The organism is Nocardioides bruguierae (assembly GCF_023554635.1).
Classification (GTDB): Bacteria; Actinomycetota; Actinomycetes; order Propionibacteriales; family Nocardioidaceae; genus Nocardioides; species Nocardioides bruguierae.
Genome location: NZ_JAMJPH010000003.1, coordinates 123,697 through 144,763, shown reverse-complemented (window position 1 = coordinate 144,763; position 21,067 = coordinate 123,697). Strand labels below are relative to the sequence as shown.

Genomic DNA, 21,067 nt, shown 5'->3' with positions numbered 1-21,067 from the left:
GCCCCTCAGGCCTGGACCGACCCGTCGCCGTACCTGTCGCCGGTGCCGTCGGGGTCGTCCAGACCGCCCGCGCACGAGGCGAACGGCTCGGGTGCGGTCTCGCCGTGGCCGAACGCCTCGATGAACAGCGGCAGCCGCGGGTCCTCGGGGCCGGTGAGGTCGAGCTGGCGCCCCCACACGGTCACCTTGACCGGGGCGCCCTGCTCCGGCCAGGGCGACAGGATGCCGTTGTCGGGGAGCAGCGCGGCCAGCGTGGCGATGCCGTCGTCGTCCAGGCCGGGCTCGTAGGTGATGAGCACGGTGCCGTGCTCGAGGTCGTGCACGACGTTCTCCTCGCGCACCTGGGCGCTGTAGACGCCGCACTCGAGCCACTTCGGGTCGTGGAGGCCGCCCACCGGCGGCGAGTGCGGGTAGGTGACGTCGCCCTGGATGTGGGTGCGGTCGAGGTTCTCGTAGGCCCGGACGGCCGAGAGCCCGGTGGCCTCGATGCCCGCGTCGCTGCCCGGCACGGCGGCCGCGGCCACGACGGCTGCGCCGGCGACCACCACGCCGGCCAGCACCGCCACGCGGCGACGCGCGCTGCCGCGGCGGACCGGTTCCGGCTGCTCCTCGGCACCCGGCTCCGCGGTCTCGACGGTCTGGCTCACTCCTGCGCCAGGATCTGCTCGACGCGCTCGACCTTGGCGGTGAGCTGCCCGTCCCACCCGGGGCGGATGTCGGCCTTGAGCACCAGCGAGGTGCGCGGGGAGACCGCGGAGACCACGTCGACGGCCTGCTTGACGACGGCCATCACCTCGTCCCACTCGCCCTCGATGGTGGTGAACATCGAGGTGGTCTCGTTCGGGAGGCCGGAGTCACGGACGACCTTCACGGCGGCGGCGACGGCCTCGGAGACCGAGCCGTCCTCGGCACCGACGGTGGGGGCGATGGAGAAGGCGACGAGCATGCCCACCAATCTACGCCGGACGCGGAGCTGGTGAGGCAGGTCTCAGCGCGTGGGGCGCACCGGCCCGGCACCGGGCTCGACCGCGTCGAGGACCTCCACCTCGTCCCCCACCCGGATGGTCACGTCCGGGGTGTCGGGCACGAGGTTCACGCCGAACCAGGTGGCGCCGTCGAACCGGCGGATGCGGGCGAGGGTCGCGGTCGGCTCCTTGCCCCGCTCACCGGTCTCGGGGTCGACGGTCGTCATCACGCAGCGGGCGCAGCCCTTCACGGCGCGCAGCACGGCGCCACCGATGCGCAGCACCCGCCAGTCGTCCTCGACCCAGGCCTCGGCGCCCTCGACCACCACGTTGGGGCGGAACCGGGTCATGGTCAGCCGGGGGGCGTCCTCGCCGGCGCGCTCCCGGTGGGCGGCGTTCACCGCGGCCAGCGAGGAGGCGGAGGCGAGGAGCAGCGGGTAGCCGTCGGCGAAGGAGACGCGGTCGTCCTCGCGGCTGAAGCGGGGGTCGGTGGTGCGCCGCGTCGGGTCGTCGAGGTGGACGAGGCGGACCGGCCGCCCCAGGGCCTGCGAGAGCCACGCGTCGGCCTCGGAGCCGGCCGCCGCGGCCGAGAGGTGCGAGGACCAGACCTGCACCCGCAGCTGGCGGGCCGGGTCCGGCTCGGCGACCTCGAGCGGCTCCTGGTCGGCACCCGAGAGCCGGATGCCGGTGGGCGTCGGCACGGCACCGACGAGCAGCATCCGGTTGACCTCGCGGGCCGTGACCGCGGTGCCCTCGCCGGCGTCGACGACCATCCAGCGGCGGTCGCCGGCCAGGCCCCAGGGCTCGACCCGGGCCTCGTGGACGCGGTGCCCCCGCAGGGACTTCACGGGGTATCGACGGATCTCGGCCAGGCGCACGACCCGCAGCCTAGGGCTGCCCGGCGGGGGTCGGGGAGCCGGTGCCCGCGGATGGACCTGCCGGGGTGCGCGACGCGTCGTGGAGCGTGTCGCCCAGCAGCCCGCGCAGCCGCGCCATCGCCTCGCGTCCGTGCTTCTTCACCGTGCCCAGCCCCAGCCCCAGCGCGTGCGCCGTCTCGTTCTCGGTGAGCCCGTCGAAGTAGCGCAGCACGATCACCGCACGCTGCCGCGGGGAGAGCCGCTGCAGCGCCTGGCGCAGCACCTCGCGGTCGGTGACGTCGCGGTCGTGCTGCCACGTCCGCAGGTCCTCGGGCAGCCGGTCGGTGTGCAGCTCGCGCCAGCGACGGCGGCGCCAGCGGGAGACCGACTCCCGCGAGAGCACCGTGCGCACGTACGGCTCGGGGTCGTCGGCGATGCGGTGCCACCGCGGCACCACCTTGATGAGCGCGGCCTGCACGAGGTCCTCGGCGTCGTGCTCGTTGCCCGTGAGCAGGTAGGCGGTGCGGAGCAGGGCGGGACGCCGGGCCACGACCCAGTCGTCGAACTGCTCGTGGGTGGTCGGCTCAGGCACCGGTGCCCCCTGCCGCCGCCGCGCGAGCACGGGCACGCCCGCGGAGCAGGAGACCGAGCCCGAGGAGCAGGACCGCTGCACCGGCGGCGGTGAACCAGGGCAGGGGCGCTGGCCTGCCCGGGTCCTGGGCCTCGATCGTCGGCAGGTCGACGAGGTCGGTCGCGACGCCGACCAGGCCCCGCCTGCCCGGAACCCGCAGGATCTCGCTGGCCTCGTCGGTGGCCAGGTCCACGGACCAGAGCCTCCCGATCGTGGCGGCCTGGTCGCCCAGGCGGGGACCCCACCACGTGGCGGTGGACGCGGTAAGCGTGAGTGGCCACACGAGCCGGGGCGCTCCCGGGTGGGTGGTGACGCTGCCGTCGGCCCGCGTCACCTGGAACCGCCCCGGCAGCATGCTGGTGTAGTTCCAACCCTGGGCGCAGTCCTCGCCGAGCACGACCGCCTCGGAGTTGCCGAGCCAGAACCCGCCGTCGGCCGTCCGGACGGGCTGCTGGGAGCCTGACGTCAGGTCGATGCACGTGCCCCATCGGCCACGGCCCTGCACCACGACCCGCTCGGTGCCGACCGCGACCGGCACCTGGTCGGAGATCCTGTCGACCGTCCCTGCGTCGACGTCCCACACCAGCGTGCCGGAGCTGTCGCCGCTCACCTGGACGAGGTCGTCCGCGGTCTCCGGCCCTCCGGCGATCTGCGTGTAGGACCAGACCACCCGGTCGTCGTCGGCCCAGCGGACCTCTCCGGGATCGAGACCGTGCTCCGTGTCGACGGCCTGCCGCGTGACGGCGCCGGTGGTGAGGTCCAGCACGGCTACCCCGACGGTCGACTGGTCCGCGTGGTACGGCGCTCCCGATGTCTCCCCCGTCACCCAGAAGGCCACGCGACGCCCGTCCGGGGAGAGGTCCAGCAGCCCACCGGAGTCGGCTCCCGTCCAGTCCTCGGGCAGGTCGAGGAAGCGGTACTCCCCCGACGTCGAGACCGCCAGGAGGCCGGTGCCGGTGCGGCCGATCAGCGCCCCGACCCCGGTGGCTCGCGGCGCCTCCACGAGGACCGCGACCGGCTGCCACGGCTCCCCGTTCGTCCCGGCCAGGTAGGGGCTCACCCGCTGCACCACCGACGGCAGGCCCGCGGGCGTCGAGGACCCCGCCGGCTGGATGCTGCTCGGTGCTCGCGTGAGCGCGGCCAGACCGGTGACCGAGGCCAGCCCGATCACCAGGACGACCAGCGCCGCCGACGTCCACGCCCGGCGGGTGCGGTGGGCACGCATGCTCCGGGAGAACAGGGTCGGGTCGTGGGCGCCGACCGGTGCCTCGTGGGCGAGGTCGTCGAGGGCACGGTCGAGGCCGGGCAGGGCGTCGTGCGCCGACTGGTCGGTGGGGGTCGTCATGGTGCGGTCCGTCCGGGGGTCCGAGAGGCTGTCACTCTCCCCCACGTCACGACGCCCCTGCGCGGAGGGGGTCAGACCGAGACTTTCTCTCCGGTCTGGTCCAGGAGCGCACGGAGCCGCTTCAGCCCGTCGTGCGCCTGCGACTTGACCGTGCCCCGACGCACCCCGAGGAGGTGCGCAACCTCGTCCTCGGGCAGGTCCTCCACGTAGCGCAGGACGACGACCGCCCGCTGCTTCGGCGCAAGGCCGGCCAGCGCCCGCCGCAGGGCGTCGACCTCCCCCAGCGCGCCGGCGTGATCGGGCGCGGCGTGTGGCTCCGGCAGCGTGGTCACGGTCGTCTCGCGCCAGCGACGCCGACGCCAGCGGGTGACGTTCTCCCGCACCAGCACCGTCCGTACGTACGGCTCGGGGTCGTCCTCGATCCGGCTCCACCGGGGCACGCAGCGCGCCAGCGCCACCTGGACGAGGTCCTCGGCGTCGTGGGGGTCGCCGGTGAGCATGGTGGCGGTGCGCAGGAGTGCCTCGCGGCGTGCGACGACGAACTCGGTGAAGCTGTCGGGGGTCTCAGATCCGCGCACGACGCCTCCAGAGGGCGAGCCCGCCAAGACCCAGGCCGATCGCCAGCAGCGGGACGCCGTAGAGCAGCCGCGGGTCCAGCGGGTCGGCCGGCTCGCCCGTGGCGGCGACCGGTGCCGTCCAGGCGTCCGCGGCCACCAGGGGCAGCGCGTACCCCACCCGGCTGGGGACGAAGGTGCTGAGCTGGACGCTGCTCCCGTCGACCAGGTCGATCGCGACGTAGGCCGGTGGCCGGTCCGACGAGTACTCGAGGCCGACGACCGTCTGCGGGTCCCGCCAGCCGACGACGGCGAACAGGTCGTGATCCGCGTCGACGGAGGACGGCGCCTCGCCCGTCGTGCCTGCGCGCAGCACGCGGTAGGCGTCGGTGCCCCTGACCTGGCGCAGGACCGTCACCGGGCCGTCGGGGCTCGAGGCTGCCAACCAGGACCCCGGCCCCGCGGGCGTGGGGACCCGCGCGACCACGCCGTCCGCGGTCACGAACCTGACCCAGCGACTCGTCGAGTCCACGAGGGTGCCGTCGACGCCCGGCACGGCGAACGGCAGCCCCGCGTCGAAGGCGACGGGCACGGCGGAGGTCTCCGGCTCGTCGGCACCCGATCGCCAGGCCAGGACCTCGACGGCGGTGGCTGCCGTGCGCGAGCCCCCGAGGGGCTCCCAGATCGGCACGAGCAGGTCCTCCCCGGCGAACCCCAGTCCGTTGCCCACCACGGCTTGGGTCTCGAAGGCGAACTGCTCGACCTCGCCGGTCAGCGAGTCGAGCCGGCCGACGCCGTCAGCCACCACGCGCGTGGTGTCGAGAGCATCGCTTGTCCGGTCCGCGTCCTCGTAGAACCAGGCGACGTACCGCCCGCTGGCGGAGATGGCGACCGTCTCCGCAGGGTCGGCGGACCCGTCGAGCGGGAGGAGCCCCGGCAGGTCGAGCGTGCCCACGGACCCGTCCGGCCCCACCGCCGCGAGGACCGGCGTGGTTCCGCCGAACAGCTGACCGTGCCTGCCGTTCTGGAGGGCCACGAACGGACCGGAGTCGAGCGCGCGCTCGGGCGCCCAGGTCGCGACGTGGTCGAAGGTGTCGGGCAGAGCGAGCCCATCGGTCGCCCCGGCCGGCGCGATGGCGTCGGGCTGTTGTGCCTTCAGCCAGCCGACGGTGCCGGTCCCCAGCACGACGGCCAGCACGGCCGCCACCACGACGGTCTGCACCGCGCGGGCGCGCCGGGCGTGCCGGCGTCCTCGTGCCCAGGTGTCGTCCGGCCGCACGTGCTCGGGCGTCGCGCCGACCGCGGGGCCGTCGCGGAGCGCGGCGAGCCTGTCGGTCAGGTCGGTGTCGGTGGTCATGGGGGGGTCTCCTCGGCTGGTCCTCACCCACGTACACGCCTCGGCGGGCTCGTCAGGTTGGGCCGGTCGCGAAGTTTCTCAGATCCACATGCGCCGAAGCCCCGCCCCGGCGGCTGCCGGGACGGGGCTTCTGAAGGGTTGCTCGGGGTCGAGCTGGTGGCTCAGCCCTTCTTGAGCAGGCTGCGCAGCACGAACTGCATGATGCCGCCGTTGCGGTAGTAGTTCGCCTCGCCGGGGGTGTCGATGCGGACGACCGCGTCGAACTCGACGTCGCCGGCCTTGACCTTGACGGTCTTCGGCGTGGTGCCGTCGTTGAGCGCGGTGATGCCGGAGATCGAGAAGGTCTCCTCACCGGTCAGGCCCAGGGACGCGGCGGACTCGCCGGCCGGGAACTGCAGCGGGATGACGCCCATGCCGATGAGGTTGGAGCGGTGGATGCGTTCGTAGGACTCGGCGATGACGGCCTTCACGCCCAGGAGCGCGGTGCCCTTGGCGGCCCAGTCGCGGCTGGAGCCGGAGCCGTACTCCTTGCCCGCCAGGACGACGAGCGGGGTGCCGGCCTCCGCGTAGGACACCGAGGCGTCGTACACGGTGGTGACCGGGGCGTCGGCCTGGGTGAAGTCGCGGGTGAAGCCACCCTCGGTGCCGGGCGCGATCTGGTTGCGCAGGCGGATGTTCGCGAACGTGCCGCGGATCATGACCTCGTGGTTGCCTCGGCGCGAGCCGTAGGAGTTGAAGTCACGCTGCTCGACGCCGTTCTCCGAGAGGTACTTGCCCGCGGGCGAGTCCTTCTTGATCTGGCCTGCGGGCGAGATGTGGTCGGTGGTGACCGAGTCCGCCAGCTTCAGCAGGACGCGGGCACCGTCGATGTCGGTGACCGGGGCCGGCTCGTCGGGCATGCCGTCGAAGTAGGGCGCCTTGCGGACGTAGGTGGAGTCCTCGTCCCAGGTGAAGGTGTTGCCCTCCGGGGTGGGCAGCGAGCGCCAGCGCTCGTCGCCCTTGAAGACGTCGGCGTAGGACTCGGCGAACATCTCCGAGTTGATGGCGCCGCGGATGGTCTCCTCGACCTCGGCCGGCGAGGGCCAGATGTCCTTGAGGTAGACCGGGTTGCCGTCGGTGTCGGTGCCCAGGGCGTCCTCGAACAGGTCGACGTCCATGGAGCCGGCCAGCGCGTAGGCGACGACCAGCGGCGGGGACGCCAGGTAGTTCATCTTGATGTCGGGGCTGATGCGGCCCTCGAAGTTGCGGTTGCCCGACAGGACCGAGACGACGGCGAGGTCGTTCTCGTTGACGGCCGCGGAGACCTCGGGGATCAGCGGGCCGGAGTTGCCGATGCAGGTGACGCAGCCGTAGCCGACGAGGTTGAAGCCGAGCTTGTCGAGGTAGGGGGTCAGGCCCGCCTTCTCGTAGTAGTCGGAGACGACCTGGGAGCCGGGCGCGAGAGTGGTCTTGACCCACGGCTTGCGGGCGAGCCCCTTCTCCACGGCCTTCTTGGCCAGCAGGGCGGCACCGATCATCACGCTCGGGTTCGAGGTGTTGGTGCAGGAGGTGATCGAGGCGATCGTCACCGCGCCGTGGTCGAGCGTGAAGGACGTGCCGTCCTCCAGCGTCACCTGGACGGGGTTGGACGGACGACCGGCGGTCATGGCCGGGGCGTCGGAGGCCGGGAAGGACTCCTCGCCGGCCTCGTCCACGGCGTCGCCGACGTAGTCGCGGACCGAGTCGCGCCAGGACGGCTTGGCCTCGGAGACCAGCACGCGGTCCTGGGGACGCTTCGGGCCGGCGATCGAGGGGACGACGGTGGCGAGGTCGAGCTCGAGCTTCTCGGAGTAGCGCGGCTCGGCGTCGGGGTCGAGCCAGAGGCCCTGCTCCTTGGCGTAGGCCTCGACGAGCGCGATCTGCTCCTCGGAGCGGCCGGTCAGGCGCAGGTAGCTCGTGGTCTCGCCGTCGATCGGGAACACGGCGATGGTGGAGCCGAACTCGGGGCTCATGTTGCCGATGGTGGCGCGATTGGCCAGCGGCAGTGCCGCGACGCCCGGGCCGTAGAACTCGACGAACTTGCCGACCACACCGTGCTTGCGCACCATCTCGGTGATCGTGAGCACCAGGTCGGTGGCGGTGGAGCCCTCGGGCAGCTCGCCGGAGAGCTTGAAGCCGACCACGCGCGGGATGAGCATGGAGACCGGCTGGCCGAGCATGGCGGCCTCGGCCTCGATGCCGCCGACGCCCCAGCCGACCACGCCGATGCCGTTGACCATCGTGGTGTGGGAGTCGGTGCCGACGCAGGTGTCGGGGTAGGCCAGCAGCTCGCCGTCGACCTCACGCGTGAAGATCGTGCGGGCCAGGTGCTCGATGTTGACCTGGTGGACGATGCCGGTGCCCGGGGGGACGACCTTGAAGTCGTCGAACGCACCCTGGCCCCAGCGCAGGAACTGGTAACGCTCCTTGTTGCGCTGGTACTCGATCTCCACGTTTCGCTCGAACGCCTCGGGGGTGCCGAAGACGTCGGCCATGACGGAGTGGTCGATGACCATCTCGGCCGGGGCGAGCGGGTTGATCTTGGTGGCGTCGCCACCGAGCTCGGCCATCGCCTCGCGCATGGTGGCGAGGTCGACGACGCAGGGGACGCCGGTGAAGTCCTGCATGATCACGCGGGCGGGCGTGAACTGGATCTCCTTGTCGGGCTGCGCCGACGGGTCCCAGCCCGCGAGGGCCTTGATGTCGTCCGCGGTGATGTCGGCGCCGTCCTCGGTGCGGAGGAGGTTCTCCAGCAGGACCTTCAGGCTGAACGGGAGGCTGTCGACGTCGAGCCCGTCACCCTTGACCGCGTCGAGGCGGAACATCTCGTAGGACTTGCCGTCCACGTCCAGGGTGCTCTTGGCACCGAAGCTGTCCTGACTTGCCACAGGCCCTCATCTCCTCTGTCGCGTCGTCGCGACGCGGTGGTGGATCACTCGGTGTTTGCGCGGGCCATCTTGCCGCCGTCCTCGGCGCCGGAGAAAGGAAGGTTTGCCTAACTCCGCCCCGCTCGCCGGCGCGAGCAATAGGGCCGATGGTCACTCAAACTGTCTTGACATCAAGATACATGACGTCAAGCGAGGTTGCGAGGGCGGGGTCCGGCGTGTCCCGCGCCGCGGGACTGCAATTGTCACGCCGTTGCAAACCGCCTGACACACGACGGTCGCTAGGTTCGAGCCGCCGGATCGGCTCCGGTGACAGCCCGGTGCGTGGGGTGCCGGTGAGTGGGTCCGTTCTCGGTGGAGATCCCCTGTCGTCCCACGGCACCCGTGGAACCGCCGACGGAACAGAACGTCCTTGCGCCGCACCCTGCGGCCACGATGGAAGGTGAGAGCCCATGACCACCAGCGACGCGCGCATCGACGCGATCAGCGAGGTCCTCAACCGCACGCCCTTCGAGGCTGCTGCGACACGGCCGCTGAGCGAGATCTGGGCCTGCGACGTCTTCAACCTGGCCACGATGGAGGAGGCGCTCTCCAAGAACGCCTTCAAGGCCATGAAGAAGACGGTCCAGACGGGCGAGCCGCTCGACCCGGCCACGGCCGACGTCGTCGCTGCGGCGATGAAGGACTGGGCCATGGGCAAGGGGGCGAAGTTCTTCTCCCACGTCTTCTACCCGCTGACGAACATCACCGCCGAGAAGCACGACGGCTTCATCGTCACCAACTCCGACGGCAACGCCATCACCGAGTTCACCGGCAGCCTCCTGATCAAGGGCGAGCCGGACGGCTCGTCCTTCCCCAACGGCAGCCTGCGCATGACCAACGCGGCCCGCGGCTACACCGCGTGGGACCCGACCAGCCCGGCCTACATCATGCAGACCGCGAACGGCGCGACGCTGATGATCCCCAGCGTCTTCATGTCCTGGACCGGAGAGTCCCTCGACAAGAAGATCCCGCTGCTGCGCTCCAACGCCGCCATGGACAAGGCCGGCCGCAAGGTCCTGTCCCTCATGGGCGAGACCGACATCGCCCCGCTCAACTCCAGCTGTGGTGCGGAGCAGGAGTACTTCCTCGTCGACCGTCAGTTCGCGACCGCCCGCCCGGACCTCCTGCTCGCGGGCCGCACCCTCTTCGGCGCTCCCCCGGCCAAGGGCCAGGAGTTCGACGACCACTACTTCGGCGCCATCCCCGAGCGGGTCCAGGTCTACATGCAGGACGTCGAGGACACGCTGTACCGCCTCGGCATCCCGGCCAAGACCCACCACAACGAGGTCGCCCCGGGGCAGTTCGAGATCGCGCCCTACTACGAGGCCGCGAACGTCGCCTCCGACCACCAGCAGCTGCTGATGACCGTCCTGAAGGCGACCGCCCTCAAGCACGGCTTCGTCTGCCTGCTGCACGAGAAGCCCTTCGCCGGCATCAACGGCTCCGGCAAGCACGTGAACTGGTCGGTCGGCAACGCCACCCAGGGCAACCTCCTCGACCCCGGCTCCACGCCGGAGGAGAACCTCCAGTTCCTGGTGTTCTGCGGCGCCGTCATCCGCGGCGTCCACCTCTTCGGTCCGCTGCTGCGGGCCGTGATCGCCACGGCCTCCAACGACCACCGGCTCGGCGCGAACGAGGCTCCTCCCGCCATCCTGTCGGTGTACCTCGGCGACCAGCTCGAGGCCGTGTACGACGACATCGCCTCCGGCAAGGTCGCGTCGTCGAGCGACGGCGGACTGATGGACCTCGGCCTGGCACAGATCCTCCCGTTCGAGCGGGACCCGGGCGACCGCAACCGCACGTCGCCGCTGGCCTTCACCGGCAACCGGTTCGAGTTCCGGGCCGTGGGCTCCTCCCAGTCGGTGTCGGGCCCGCTGGTGGCTCTCAACACCGTCCTGGCCGACTCCCTGGAGTGGATCGCCGGGCGGCTCGAGGCCGAGCTCGGCGGCGGCGCCGAGCTCCCCGAGGCCGTCGCGACGATCCTGAAGGAGGTCATGGAGCTGCACGGGGCGGCCGTGTTCGGCGGCGACGGCTACTCCAGCGAGTGGCACGAGGCCGCCGTCACGGAGCGCGGCCTGCGCAATCTGCCGACCAGCGCCGACGCCCTGCCGGTCTTCACCGAGCCGGCGGTGGTCGAGCTGTTCGAGTCCACCGGCGTCCTGTCGGCGGTCGAGCTGCACAGCCGCTACGACGTGTACGCCGAGCAGTACATCAACAGCGTCCTCGTCGAGGCGAAGCTCGTCGTCGACCTGGGCAAGACCGTCATCTACCCGGCGGCCCTCGGCTACCTCTCGGAGCTCACGAGCACGTACACCGCGGCCGGCAGCTTCGGTGCCACGCTCGACACCTCCGTGGCGACGGCCATCGCCGAGCACAGCAACGGGCTGCTGGAGACGGTCGCCGCGCTCAGCGTGGAGCTGGCGAAGGAGGACTTCGAGGACGTCGAGGCCCACATGACGCACATCGCCACCACCGTGCGCAGCCTGATGGACCAGGCCCGCGTCCACGTCGACGCCCTCGAGTGCGAGGTCGACGACTCCGCCTGGCCCCTCCCGAAGTACCGGGAGATGCTCTTCATCAAGTGACGCCACCCGGGAGCGAGCCCCGCCGAGACACCTGAGTCGGGCGCTCGTTCTCCCGGAGCACGTCACAGCGGCCCCTGGGCCCGACAGACGTCTGACGACGGCTCTCGGGTCCCGGGGGCCGTTCGTCCTTGGTGCGCGCCTCGTTCATCGCCGGCGTTGACGCGCAGGACGAGCGGGGCCGTTGCCGGCGGCATGCACCGGTGCGCGTCGCCCCACGCGACAAGCCTTTCGCAGATGAGGCAATACCCATGAGCTGCGACCACGCGAGCTCGAGAGCTCTTCTTTGAACCGGGTCAGCGGGGGGTAGCAATCTCCAGCAAGGTGCCTGGGCATCACGTCTAGCGACGCGCGTGATCTCCCCCAGGCCGGTTCCGCTCACGCCGCCGCTCACGCGACGCGGACCGGTCCTCCCGCCACGCTCGCCATGAAGCCTTTACCCATCCCGGACGCCCACGCAGGTGCGGAGGAACAAGAAACCGTGGCCATGCGAACAACCACATCCACATTGCCAGCAAGACCATGAGGACGCCCACGCCCGCCATCCATTTCGTCCAGGTCGACACCTGGCCCGTCGCCGCCGAAACTTCGCCGCCCATGTCCGACACAAATCCCACAGTCAGCAACGTCATCCCGAGAGTCGCGGGCAACAGGAACGCATGCAGACCCACCGAACTGGACTCGCCCGTGAACCAGGTGACCCCGGCGCTGACGTCAGCCTGCCGCCGCCACACCCGGAACGTCTGAATCCACATGCCCGGGATCCCAATGAGCATGATGCCGACAGCGATCCAGTCTCCCGCGTCCATTTGCCACACCGTCCCGTGTCACTTCCAGCAGGACAAATCAACGTCCTGCGCTGAGCACATGACGTCGTCGATCTCCCAGACGGACTCCCTGCTGCTTCCCGCGGCTCGCATTGCCGCAACGCGAGCAGGACGAGACGAGCCTTCGCGGCGCTCGCTCGCCTCGTGGAAGTGAGTCAGCTCAGTCCGCGAGCGAGGAATGCTGGAGGGCAGTCCAGAGCAGATCAGCCTCGTGCGAGCAGCGCGACGCACTCGACGTGGTGCGTCATCGGGAAGAGATCGAAGGCGCGCAGGGCGGTCAGCTCGTAGCCCCGCTCGGCAAACAGCGCGACGTCGCGGGCCAGGGCGGCCGGGTCGCAGGCCACGTACGCGACGGCACGCGGGCTGCGGGCGACGACCTGTTCCACGACGGCCTTCTTCGCGCCCTCACGCGGTGGGTCGAGGACGACCAGGTCCGCGTGCAGGTCCTCGGGGTCGGGGCCGAACCCGGTCGCCAGCACGGCGGCGACGTCCCCTGCGCGCACGGCCACGTCGGCGGAGGCGGTCGCCAGGTTCTCGACGCTGCGGGCGGATGCCTCGGGGTTGCCCTCGACCAGTGCCACGCTGCCGTCCGAGCCGACGGCCTCGGCGAGGAACCGCCCGAACAGCCCGACACCGGCGTAGAGGTCCAGCACGGACTCCCCCGACTGCGGCGTCAGCAGCTCCAGAACGGTCGAAACCAGCACGTCCGGCGCAGCCGGGTGCACCTGCCAGAAGCCGTCGTCGGCCACGGAGAAGGCCCGGCCGTCGACGACGTGGTCGGAAGGTGCGTGCGCGTCGATCAGGCAGTCGTCCACCTCGACGACGTCGTGGCTGCGGTGCTTGCGCATCCCGGTCCGCCCGCCACCGAGGTCGACGTAGCGCTGGCGGGTGCGCCAGCGCAGCCCGTCGTCGGCGCGGCCGGGCACCGGCACGGCCTCCACGACGACGTCCGCCCCGACGCCCTCGCTGATGCGGGCGAGCCGCCGCAGCTGCTCGCGCACCACCTGGGTCTTCCACTCCCGCTGGGCGGGCAGGGCCACGTGCTGGAGGTCGCAGCCGCCACAGCCACCCGGCCCGGCGACGGCGCAGGGAGCCTCGACGCGGTCAGGTGAGGCGTCCAGGACCTCGACGGCGTCCCCGCGCCAGAAGCTGTCGCCGTCGGTGCCCTCGGTGATCTCCACGACCACCCGCTCCCCCGGCAACGCGTGCCGGACGAAGACCACGGGCCCGGACTCGGGCCGCAGCACGCAGAAGCCGCCGTGACCGGGCGGGCCGACGACGCCCTCGAGCCGCGTGCCGACGCGGGACTCCCCGCGGGGCTTGCGAGGGCGGTTCGTGCGGGTGCGTCGGTGCTGGGCCACGTCCACGGAGGCTACGCGAACGCGGACGGGAGCCGTCCGTGCGGATACCGTGGCACCCGTGCACGTCGTGATCATGGGATGCGGCCGCGTCGGCTCCACGCTGGCCCGGTCCCTCGAGGACCGCAACCACACCGTGTCGATCATCGACAGCGACCCCGAGGCGTTCCGGCGTCTCGGCCCCGGGTTCAACGGGGACAAGGTCGCCGGGGTCGGCTTCGACCAGCAGGTGCTGGAGAAGGCGGGCATCCGCCGCGCCGACGCCTTCGCGGCCGTCTCGTCGGGTGACAACTCCAACATCATCGCCGCGCGCGTGGCGCGGGAGACGTTCGGCATCGGCACCGTGTGCGCCCGGATCTACGACCCGGGGCGGGCCGAGGTCTACCAGCGGCTCGGCATCACCACCGTCGCCACGGTGAAGTGGACGTCGGACCAGGTGCTGCGCCGCATCCTGCCCGCGGGCGCCGAGCCCGACTTCCGCGACCCCTCCGGCAAGATCCGGGTCGACCACGTGCGGGTGCCCACCGCGTGGGTCGGCGAGCGGACCATCAACCTCCAGGCCCAGACGCGGTCGCGCATCGCGTGGATCGACCGCCTCGGCGAGGGCATGCTGCCCGGCCGCGAGACGATCCTCCAGGAGGGCGACGTGCTGCACCTGGTCATCCAGGAGGAGCTCGCCGCCCACACCTTCGCCCAGCTCTCCGCCGGGCCCGAGACGGAGCAGTGAGGCAACCGTGAGAGTCGCCATCGCCGGGGCCGGCGCCGTCGGCCGGTCCATCGCCCGTGAGCTCATCGGCAACGGCCACGAGGTCCTGCTGATCGACAAGAACGCCTCCTCGATCAAGCCCGAGCGGGTGCCGGACGCCGAGTGGCTGCTGGCCGACGTCTGCGAGCTGTCGTCCATGGAGGAGGCCCGCCTCGACCGCTGCGACGTGATGATCTGCGCCACCGGTGACGACAAGGCCAACCTCGTGGCCTCGCTGCTGGCCAAGACCGAGTTCGGCGTGCCCCGCACGGTCAGCCGCGTGAACCACCCCAACAACGAGTGGCTGTTCAGCGAGTCCTGGGGCGTCGACGTCAACGTCTCGACCCCGCGCATCATGTCGGCGCTCGTGGAGGAGGCGGTGGCGGTCGGCGACCTCGTCCGCCTGTTCACGTTCCGCCAGGGCAACGCCAACCTGGTCGAGATGACGCTGCCCGAGGACTCCCCCTTCGTCGGCCGCACGCCCCGCGAGTTCCCGCTGCCGGAGAACTGCGCGCTCACCACGATCCTGCGCCAGGGACGCGTCTTCGCGCCCGACCCCGACCAGCCGGTGCAGGCGGGCGACGAGCTGCTGCTCGTGGTTCCCGCCGACCTCGAGGACGAGGTGGAGCGACTGCTCGCCCCGTCGATGCACCCGGGCTGAGCGGCCTCCAGGCTCCGACCCGGGGCGCCGGCTCAGGCCTGGCGGGGCTGCACCGGGGTGCTGTTGCGCCCCAGCACCCACACCATGGACGCCAGCGCGGCCAGCTGGAGCGGCCAGCCGAGGACGACCTTGAGCACCCCGAGGATGCCGATCGCGGTCGAGGCCTCGATCGCGCCGGCCGTGGCGGCCAGCCAGATCGGCACCTGGATCACGACGCGCACCACGCACGGCACGGCCAGCAGCCAGGTCAGCCGCGAGCACAGCGAGACCACCTGCGGGTCGTCACGCCAGGCGGTGGGCTCACCGGTGACCGAGCCGACCATGAAGCCGACCAGCGGCCACCGCAGGACCGCGGAGAGCCCGAGCCCGACGGCGTAGAGGCCGTTGTAGATGAGGCCGGGCAGGAAGTAGGCCAGCGCCTGCGCCTCCTCGTCCCCGCCACGGCTCGCGGCCAGGTGCACGAAGAGCCAGCCGATCCCGATGCCGACCAGCGCGTTGGCGACGTACTGGATCGTCGAGCGCTGCACCAGCCGCACGAGGAGCAGCAGCACCGCCGCCGCGATCGAGACGGTGAGGGCCAGGCGCAGCTCGTGCAGGAGCAGCCAGGTGGCGGTGAACAGCAGGGTCGGGACGGCGGCCTCGAGCATGCCCCGGCGTCCGCCGAGGGCCTTGGCCAGCTGACCGCGGACGACGGCCTCGACGGTGTCGGGGGTCGCGTGCTCGGCCGCGTGGGTCTCCGACCCGGTCGGAGAGGTCTGGTGCGGAGAGGTCTCGTGCGGGGAGGACTGCTCCCCGGTGCCCGGCTCAGCCACAGGCCTGCGGCACGAGCTCGTAGCGGGGGTGGTAGAGCACCCGGCGGCCGTCGTGGCGCGCGATGCGGCCCTCGGCGGCCAGGCAGACCCCGGTCTCGAGGCCGGTGATCCGGTCGCGCCCGAGCCACACCAGGACGACGGACCCGGTCTCGTCGCACAGGTCGGCCTCGAGCGCGGGGCCGTCACCGATCTGCACCCGGCGCACGTCGCGCACGGTGCCACGGACCCGGACGAGGTCCCGGTCGGGGGCGGCCGCGATGGTGGACGTGCCGACGCGGAGCACGGGCATCGGCATGGTGTCCGGGGCGGGCGGGACCGCCCCGGGGTCCAGCTTCAACGCCGGCGACTCCGCAGGAGCGGCGTTCTTCTTGGCACGGCCTCGGCGCAGGCCTCGGATCTCGGGCACGTGGGGATCCTACGCGCTCAGGACTCGGCGGACCCGGGCTGCTGGGTCGGCTGCTGGGTCGGCTGCTGGCCCGGCTGACCGGGGGCCGGCTGGGTAGTGCCGCGGCGCACCGGTCGCGCGTTCTCGGGCAGGCGCAGCGGCAGCGCCTCGCCCACCGGCATCGCGCCCTCGCCGCGGTCGACCACGACGGTGGAGAGGATGGCCTCCCAGCGTGCGGCCGCCTCGGGCGAGCGGGCCGCGCCACCGATGAGGGTGGCGCGCAGCAGCCAGCGGGAGCCGTTGACGCCGATGATGCGCGAGGGCTGGACGCCCTCGCGACCGTCGGCCAGCGTGCGCTTGAGCTCGCAGCGCAGCTCGGTGCCGAAGCGGCCCTCGCCCTCGACGGCGGTGCCGCCGCGGCGCACCATGTCGGCCGCGATCTGCGGCCGCACCTCCGACCACAGGTCACCGTTGCGGGGCGCCGCGAAGGCGCGCAGCTCCAGCGCTCCGTCGGGGCCGGCCAGGATGACGGCCTGCACGTCGCCGGAGGACTCGTCCACCTGGAGGCGCAGCTCGGTGCCCGAGACGGGCAGCACCTGGAGCGAGCCGAGGTCGACCCGGGTCACGTTGGCCGGCGCCTCCGGCATCTCGGAGACGTCGAACGGGCCACGCTGCTGCTCGGGCCGGGCGTCGTTCTCCGCCGCCGTCGCGTCACCGGCGTCCGGGGTCTCCTCGGTCGTGCCGGTGGGCTCGGCTGCCTTGCGGCGGAATCTCACCTGGTGCTCCTCGCGTCGATCATCTGCGTGCGTGTCGTCCGTGGCGGGTGCGGCGCTCAGGCGCCGGCGAACCCACCGGTGGAACCGTAGCCCCCCGCGCCCCGGACGGACTCCGGCAGGCTGTCGGTCTCGGTGAACCGGGCGTGCTCGACCCGCTGGATCACCAGCTGGGCCACGCGGTCCCCGCGGCTCAGCTCGATGGTCTCGGCACGGTCGGTGTTGATCAGCAGCACCTTGACCTCGCCGCGGTAGCCGGCGTCGACGGTGCCCGGGGTGTTGACGATGGAGAGGCCGTACCGGGCCGCCAGCCCGGATCGGGGGTGCACCAGCGCCACGTAGCCCTCCGGCAGGGCCAGGGCGAGGCCGGTGGGGGCCAGGGCCCGCTCACCGGGGGCCAGCCGCAGGTCCACGGTCGTCACGAGGTCGGCACCGGCGTCCCCCGGGCGGGCGTAGGAGGGCAGCGGCACCTCCGGGTCGAGCCGGACCACCTGCACCTCGAGCGTCGGTTCCACGGGCGGCACCCTAGCCCCGCCCACACGTGCGGGGCCCAGCCCACGCGCGTTCCACGGGCGCCCGCGCATTCGGCCCGCCGCGGCCCGGGTGGGATGATGTGTCGGTGAGCACTGCCCCGGCCTACCGCGAGCGGCTGTCCGTGCCCCTGCGCTGGTGGGCACAGGCGGTCATGATGATCGCGACCATCTGGCTGGCCGTCGCCGTCGCGGCGCCGCTGTGGGTGGCCTCGCTGGTGGCCCTGGGCTTCCTGGCCCTCGTCGCCGTCTGGTTCCTCGGCTACGGCTCCCCGCGCGTCGAGGTGGCCGACGGCGTCCTCACCGCCGGTCGGGCACGACTCCCGCTGGCCTACGTCGGCTCGGTCGACGCCCTCGACGCGGAGGACACCCGCCGCGTCGCCGGCCGGGACGCCGACGCGCGGGCCTACCTGCTGCTGCGGCCGTACCGCAAGAAGGCGGTCATGGTGCGCCTGGCGGACCCGCGCGACCCCACGCCGTACTGGCTGGTCAGCACCCGTCGCCCCGAGCAGCTGGCCAGCGCGCTGACGGCCGCCGTGGCCGACGGCGTCGCCTCCGCCTGAGCGCACCACCGCGGCCGTGGCGCCCGGTGCGGTTCACCCACCGGGGCGGCACCACGACGCGTCCGGGTCGATAGGGTCACCACATGGCCCAAGGTTCGAAGCTCTACTCGGTCGGCGCGAGCGTGTCGGCGATCGTCGCCGCGCAGGTGGCGCGCAAGGTCCTCACCTCCGGGTGGCAGGCAGCGACGCGCAAGCAGCCCCCGGCCAACCCGGCCGACCCGGACGTCGAGATGTGGGAGGCCGTCGCCTGGGCGGTCTCGACCGGCGCCGTCATCGCCGTCGCCCGGATGCTCGCCCAGCGTCGGGTCGCGGAGTACTACCGCAAGTCGACCGGCGAGCTGCCCCCGTCGCTCCAGGCCGACTCCGCCTGACCGTCGGGCCCGCCCGACCGGCCCCGGACAGCACAGGAGCCCGGCACCCCTCGGGGTGCCGGGCTCCTGTCACGTCCGCGTCAGGCGCAGTCGTTGCAGATCATCTTCTTCGCGTCGGCGAGCGCCGAGCGGTGGTGCACCAGGAAGCAGCTCATGCAGGTGAACTCGTCCTCCTGCTTCGGCTTCACCTCGACGGCCAGCTCCTCGTGGGAGAGGTCGGCGCCCGGCAGCTCGAACGACTCGGCGGCTTCCGCCTCGTCCTCGTCGACCTTGCCGGAGTTCTTGTCGTGGCGGCGGGCCTTGAGCTCCTCGATGCTCTCCTCGGAGGAGTCCTCCTCGTTCTTGCGCGGCGCGTCGTAATCTGTCGCCATCGTGCTCACTCCCTTCCTAGACCTGGGGACCCGGTCCGGAGGGGCGGCATGACGCGCCCTCCTGCCCTGTCGGCGCAGAGTGTGCACCATGTGAGCCCCTCGACCAACACCGATCCGGCGTGGCCTCTCCCGAACCCGGCCACCGGTCCGGCTATTCCACCGTTTCCCCGCCTGCGCGTGCGTTCGCGTGTGACGTAACCCACCTCTTGGGCCCGGGCGTGTCCCAGGGGTGCGGACGGGGCGGGAAGGTCGGTCGGAGGCGTGCCCCTCAGGCGGGAGCCAGCAGGCCGGCCTCGGTGACGGCCGCGTGCAGGGCTTCGAAGGACGCCGGGGGCGCGCAGAGCACGAACGTGCGCCCGCCGACCCCGGTGAGGACCTCGGCGCGGGCGCCGCCGGCCCGGGCGACCAGCAGCGCGGCCGCGTAGTCCCAGTGGTTCACGCCCTCCTCGGCGTAGGCGTCGACGCGGCCGGAGGCCACCGAGCAGAGGTCGAGCGCGCACGACCCCATGCGGCGGATGTCGCGCACGCGTGGCAGCAGGTGGACCCAGCCCTGCGCCTGGAGGCGTCGCAGGTCGCGGTCGTAGCTGAAGCCGGTGGCCACCAGCATCTGCCCCAGCGGCTGGGGTGCGCGCACCGCGACGGGGCGTCCGCCGCTCGTGCCGCGTGGCCCCTCGGCCGTCAGCACGGCGGCGTGCTCGACGTCGTCGGCGACGTCGAGCACCACCCCGGCCACGGTGAGCCAGCCGTCGTCCGTGAGTACCTCGGCGGCGACGCTGACGGAGTACCGGCCCAGGTCGTAGAGGAAGTTGACGGTGCCGTCGATGGGGTCGAGGACCCACCGCACGCCGGACGTGCCCGGCTCGTCGTCGCCCTCCTCCCCCATGATCGCGTCGTCGGGCCGCCGCTCCCGCAGCAGCCTGCGCAGCAGCTCCTCGGTCGCGCGGTCGGCCTCGGTGACCATGTCGACGTCGCTGGACTTGGTCGCCGCGACCTCCACGTGCCCGGCCCGCTTCTCCCGCACCAGGCTCGCGGCGGCCTCGGCCACCTCGTGGGCCACGGTCAGCAGCGCCCCGGGCAACCCGGGGTCGACGGCGTCGGGCAGGACCAGCGGGTCGGGCGCGCTCACGCCTGCGGCCCCCCGGCCGGCGCCGCGGGGGCCGGGTCGCTGCCGCACAGGGCGGGGCGCGGGTTGCGGGGGTTCGCGCAGCAGCCCTTCGGACACACGTCCCAGCTCGGGCCGAAGGAGCCCACCGAGGCGCGGGCCACGTCCTCACCGCGCTCGACGGCCGCTCGCTCGGTCAGCAGGTCGCGCACCATGGCGACGAAGCGTCCGTCGGTGCCGGCGGTGGCGGAGCGGCGGGCGTGCAGGCCCAGCTCGTTCGCGGTGGCCATGGCCTCGGTGTCGAGGTCGTAGATGACCTCCATGTGGTCGGAGACGAACCCGACGGGGATCATCACGACCGCCGTCGTCCCCTGCTCCTTGAGCGCCTCGAGGTGGTCGTTGACGTCCGGCTCGAGCCACGGGACGTGCGGGGACCCCGAGCGGGAGCAGTAGACCAGCGCGTGGTCGTGCTCGACGCCCGTCTCGGCGGCGACGCGGGCCACGACCTCGGCCATCACCGAGCGGTGCTGGGCGACGTAGGCGCCGCCACCGTCGTAGTCGACCTCCGGGTTGCCCGACTGCTCGTTCATCGCCGTCGGGATCGAGTGGGTGACGAACGCGAGGTGAGCACCGGCTCGCTCGTCCTCGGGCAGGTCCGCGAGCTGGGCGAGGACGCCGTCGACGACCGGCTCCACGAAGCCCGGGTGGTTGAAGTAGTGGCGCAGCTTGTCGACCACCAGCGGCGAGCCCTCGAGCCCGCCGATGCCCTCCAGGGCGTCCCAGAGGTTCTCGCGGTACTGCCGGCAGGAGGACCACGAGGAGTAGGCGGACGTGGCGAAGGCCGCGACGCGGGTGACGCCGTCCTGCGCCATCTGCTCGAAGGTGTCGTTCAGGTAGGGGTCCCAGTTGCGGTTGCCCCAGTAGACCGGCAGGTCGATGCCGGCGCCGACCAGGTCGGAGCGCAGCTCGGCCAGCAGCGCACGGCACTGGTCGTTGATCGGGGACTTGCCGCCGAAGAGGAAGTAGTGCTCGCCGACCTGCTCGAGCCGCTCGCGGGGGATGCCGCGACCGCGGGTGACGTTCTCCAGGAACGGGACGACGTCCTCGGGCTTCTCCGGGCCGCCGAAGGAGACCAGGAGGAGGGCGTCGTAGGGGCGGACGTCGACGGGGGCCGGCGCGGTGTCGACCGGCTCAGTGCTCTGCATGCCCTCATCGTAGGAACTCCGCGGTCACCCGACCGGGCTGCCCCCGCCCCGGTCCGGGACCCGGGCGCGGGCCCGCCCTCCGCCGTCCCGGAGGCTGCTCGCGCGGACGGACTCGCGCGGATTGAGGA

General features: G+C 72.4%; 21 protein-coding genes. 5 read left to right on the top strand and 16 right to left on the bottom strand.

Features of this window, described 5'->3' with window-relative positions:
• Nucleotides 1–5: 5 nt before the first annotated feature.
• The 8 genes from M8316_RS03040 to acnA all read right to left on the bottom strand — a co-directional run bounded on the left by M8316_RS03040 (nt 6) and on the right by acnA (nt 8,615).
• Nucleotides 6–647, bottom strand: coding sequence for a thioredoxin-like domain-containing protein (locus M8316_RS03040; RefSeq protein WP_250051895.1), 642 nt, complete (start codon nt 645–647; stop codon nt 6–8).
• Nucleotides 644–946, bottom strand: a complete 303-nt coding sequence (locus M8316_RS03035) for an MTH1187 family thiamine-binding protein (RefSeq protein WP_250051893.1) — start codon at nt 944–946, stop codon at nt 644–646. The genes M8316_RS03040 and M8316_RS03035 overlap by 4 nt, the downstream gene beginning before the upstream one ends.
• A gap of 42 nt (nt 947–988) precedes the next feature.
• Nucleotides 989–1,843 carry an MOSC domain-containing protein gene (locus M8316_RS03030; RefSeq protein ID WP_250051892.1) on the bottom strand — a complete coding sequence of 285 codons (855 nt, stop codon included), beginning with the start codon at nt 1,841–1,843 and terminating at the stop codon, nt 989–991.
• A 10-nt stretch (nt 1,844–1,853) separates the two neighbouring features.
• Nucleotides 1,854–2,414 (bottom strand): SigE family RNA polymerase sigma factor, encoded by a 561-nt coding sequence (locus M8316_RS03025; protein WP_250051890.1) that lies wholly within the window; start codon nt 2,412–2,414, stop codon nt 1,854–1,856.
• Nucleotides 2,407–3,798: a hypothetical protein gene (locus M8316_RS03020; protein WP_250051888.1), complete on the bottom strand. Its 1,392-nt coding sequence runs from the start codon at nt 3,796–3,798 to the stop codon at nt 2,407–2,409. Before M8316_RS03020 ends, M8316_RS03025 begins: the two co-directional genes overlap by 8 nt.
• A gap of 71 nt (nt 3,799–3,869) precedes the next feature.
• Nucleotides 3,870–4,376 carry a SigE family RNA polymerase sigma factor gene (locus M8316_RS03015; protein WP_250051886.1) on the bottom strand — a complete coding sequence of 169 codons (507 nt, stop codon included), beginning with the start codon at nt 4,374–4,376 and terminating at the stop codon, nt 3,870–3,872.
• Nucleotides 4,363–5,709, bottom strand: coding sequence for a hypothetical protein (locus tag M8316_RS03010; protein WP_250051884.1), 1,347 nt, complete (start codon nt 5,707–5,709; stop codon nt 4,363–4,365). The genes M8316_RS03015 and M8316_RS03010 overlap by 14 nt, the downstream gene beginning before the upstream one ends.
• Nucleotides 5,710–5,870: 161 nt before the next feature.
• Nucleotides 5,871–8,615 carry an aconitate hydratase AcnA gene (gene acnA, locus M8316_RS03005; protein ID WP_308195949.1) on the bottom strand — a complete coding sequence of 915 codons (2,745 nt, stop codon included), beginning with the start codon at nt 8,613–8,615 and terminating at the stop codon, nt 5,871–5,873.
• A 449-nt stretch (nt 8,616–9,064) separates the two neighbouring features.
• Between acnA and M8316_RS03000 the strand changes: the two genes are divergently transcribed.
• The gene (locus tag M8316_RS03000) at nt 9,065–11,239 is read left to right on the top strand and encodes a glutamine synthetase III family protein (protein WP_250051882.1); all 2,175 of its coding nucleotides are present in this window, start codon (nt 9,065–9,067) and stop codon (nt 11,237–11,239) included.
• Nucleotides 11,240–12,266: 1,027 nt separating this feature from the next.
• On the opposite strand, the gene M8316_RS02995 is transcribed toward M8316_RS03000, so the two are convergent.
• Nucleotides 12,267–13,424 (bottom strand): class I SAM-dependent RNA methyltransferase, encoded by a 1,158-nt coding sequence (locus M8316_RS02995; protein WP_250051881.1) that lies wholly within the window; start codon nt 13,422–13,424, stop codon nt 12,267–12,269.
• A 58-nt stretch (nt 13,425–13,482) separates the two neighbouring features.
• On the opposite strand from M8316_RS02995, the gene M8316_RS02990 reads away from it, so the two are divergent.
• Together M8316_RS02990 and M8316_RS02985 are read left to right on the top strand one after the other, a co-directional pair.
• A complete protein-coding gene (locus M8316_RS02990; protein ID WP_250051880.1) occupies nt 13,483–14,148 on the top strand; it encodes a potassium channel family protein in 666 nt (221 codons plus the stop codon).
• A 7-nt stretch (nt 14,149–14,155) separates the two neighbouring features.
• Nucleotides 14,156–14,827 carry a potassium channel family protein gene (locus M8316_RS02985; RefSeq protein WP_250051879.1) on the top strand — a complete coding sequence of 224 codons (672 nt, stop codon included), beginning with the start codon at nt 14,156–14,158 and terminating at the stop codon, nt 14,825–14,827.
• Nucleotides 14,828–14,859: 32 nt separating this feature from the next.
• On the opposite strand, the gene M8316_RS02980 is transcribed toward M8316_RS02985, so the two are convergent.
• From M8316_RS02980 to dut, 4 genes are read right to left on the bottom strand one after another with little or no spacing between them, the layout of a single operon-like run.
• Nucleotides 14,860–15,639: a DUF3159 domain-containing protein gene (locus M8316_RS02980; protein WP_250051878.1), complete on the bottom strand. Its 780-nt coding sequence runs from the start codon at nt 15,637–15,639 to the stop codon at nt 14,860–14,862.
• Nucleotides 15,632–16,045: an OB-fold nucleic acid binding domain-containing protein gene (locus tag M8316_RS02975; protein ID WP_250051877.1), complete on the bottom strand. Its 414-nt coding sequence runs from the start codon at nt 16,043–16,045 to the stop codon at nt 15,632–15,634. Before M8316_RS02975 ends, M8316_RS02980 begins: the two co-directional genes overlap by 8 nt.
• 17 nt (nt 16,046–16,062) lie before the next feature.
• Nucleotides 16,063–16,800 (bottom strand): DUF3710 domain-containing protein, encoded by a 738-nt coding sequence (locus tag M8316_RS02970; protein WP_250051876.1) that lies wholly within the window; start codon nt 16,798–16,800, stop codon nt 16,063–16,065.
• Nucleotides 16,801–16,856: 56 nt separating this feature from the next.
• Entirely contained in the window at nt 16,857–17,312 is a 456-nt protein-coding gene (gene dut / locus M8316_RS02965; RefSeq protein WP_250051874.1) for a dUTP diphosphatase, read from the bottom strand.
• Nucleotides 17,313–17,416: 104 nt separating this feature from the next.
• Between dut and M8316_RS02960 the strand changes: the two genes are divergently transcribed.
• Nucleotides 17,417–17,890, top strand: coding sequence for a DUF3093 domain-containing protein (locus M8316_RS02960; RefSeq protein ID WP_250051872.1), 474 nt, complete (start codon nt 17,417–17,419; stop codon nt 17,888–17,890).
• Between the two features lie 83 nt (nt 17,891–17,973).
• A complete protein-coding gene (locus tag M8316_RS02955) occupies nt 17,974–18,261 on the top strand; it encodes a DUF4235 domain-containing protein (protein WP_250051870.1) in 288 nt (95 codons plus the stop codon).
• A gap of 80 nt (nt 18,262–18,341) precedes the next feature.
• Here the strand turns inward: M8316_RS02955 and M8316_RS02950 are convergent, their stop codons facing one another.
• The 3 genes from M8316_RS02950 to M8316_RS02940 all read right to left on the bottom strand — a co-directional run bounded on the left by M8316_RS02950 (nt 18,342) and on the right by M8316_RS02940 (nt 20,939).
• On the bottom strand, nt 18,342–18,632 hold the full coding sequence (locus M8316_RS02950) for a DUF4193 domain-containing protein (protein ID WP_250052356.1): 291 nt from the start codon (nt 18,630–18,632) through the stop codon (nt 18,342–18,344).
• Nucleotides 18,633–18,900: 268 nt separating this feature from the next.
• Nucleotides 18,901–19,758, bottom strand: a complete 858-nt coding sequence (locus M8316_RS02945; RefSeq protein ID WP_250051868.1) for an inositol monophosphatase family protein — start codon at nt 19,756–19,758, stop codon at nt 18,901–18,903.
• Entirely contained in the window at nt 19,755–20,939 is a 1,185-nt protein-coding gene (locus M8316_RS02940; RefSeq protein ID WP_250051866.1) for a ferrochelatase, read from the bottom strand. Before M8316_RS02940 ends, M8316_RS02945 begins: the two co-directional genes overlap by 4 nt.
• Nucleotides 20,940–21,067 lie beyond the last annotated feature (128 nt).

Bases quoted from the DNA above. Each gene is read 5' to 3' on its own strand.
- M8316_RS03035 (WP_250051893.1), bottom strand. From the start codon at position 946: ATGCTCGTCGCCTTCTCCATCGCCCCCACCGTCGGTGCCGAGGACGGC.
- M8316_RS03020 (WP_250051888.1), bottom strand. From the start codon at position 3,798: ATGACGACCCCCACCGACCAGTCGGCGCACGACGCCCTGCCCGGCCTC.
- M8316_RS02955 (WP_250051870.1), top strand. From the start codon at position 17,974: ATGGCCCAAGGTTCGAAGCTCTACTCGGTCGGCGCGAGCGTGTCGGCG.
- M8316_RS03000 (WP_250051882.1), top strand. From the start codon at position 9,065: ATGACCACCAGCGACGCGCGCATCGACGCGATCAGCGAGGTCCTCAAC.
- M8316_RS02950 (WP_250052356.1), bottom strand. From the start codon at position 18,632: ATGGCGACAGATTACGACGCGCCGCGCAAGAACGAGGAGGACTCCTCC.
- M8316_RS02940 (WP_250051866.1), bottom strand. From the start codon at position 20,939: ATGCAGAGCACTGAGCCGGTCGACACCGCGCCGGCCCCCGTCGACGTC.
- M8316_RS03010 (WP_250051884.1), bottom strand. From the start codon at position 5,709: ATGACCACCGACACCGACCTGACCGACAGGCTCGCCGCGCTCCGCGAC.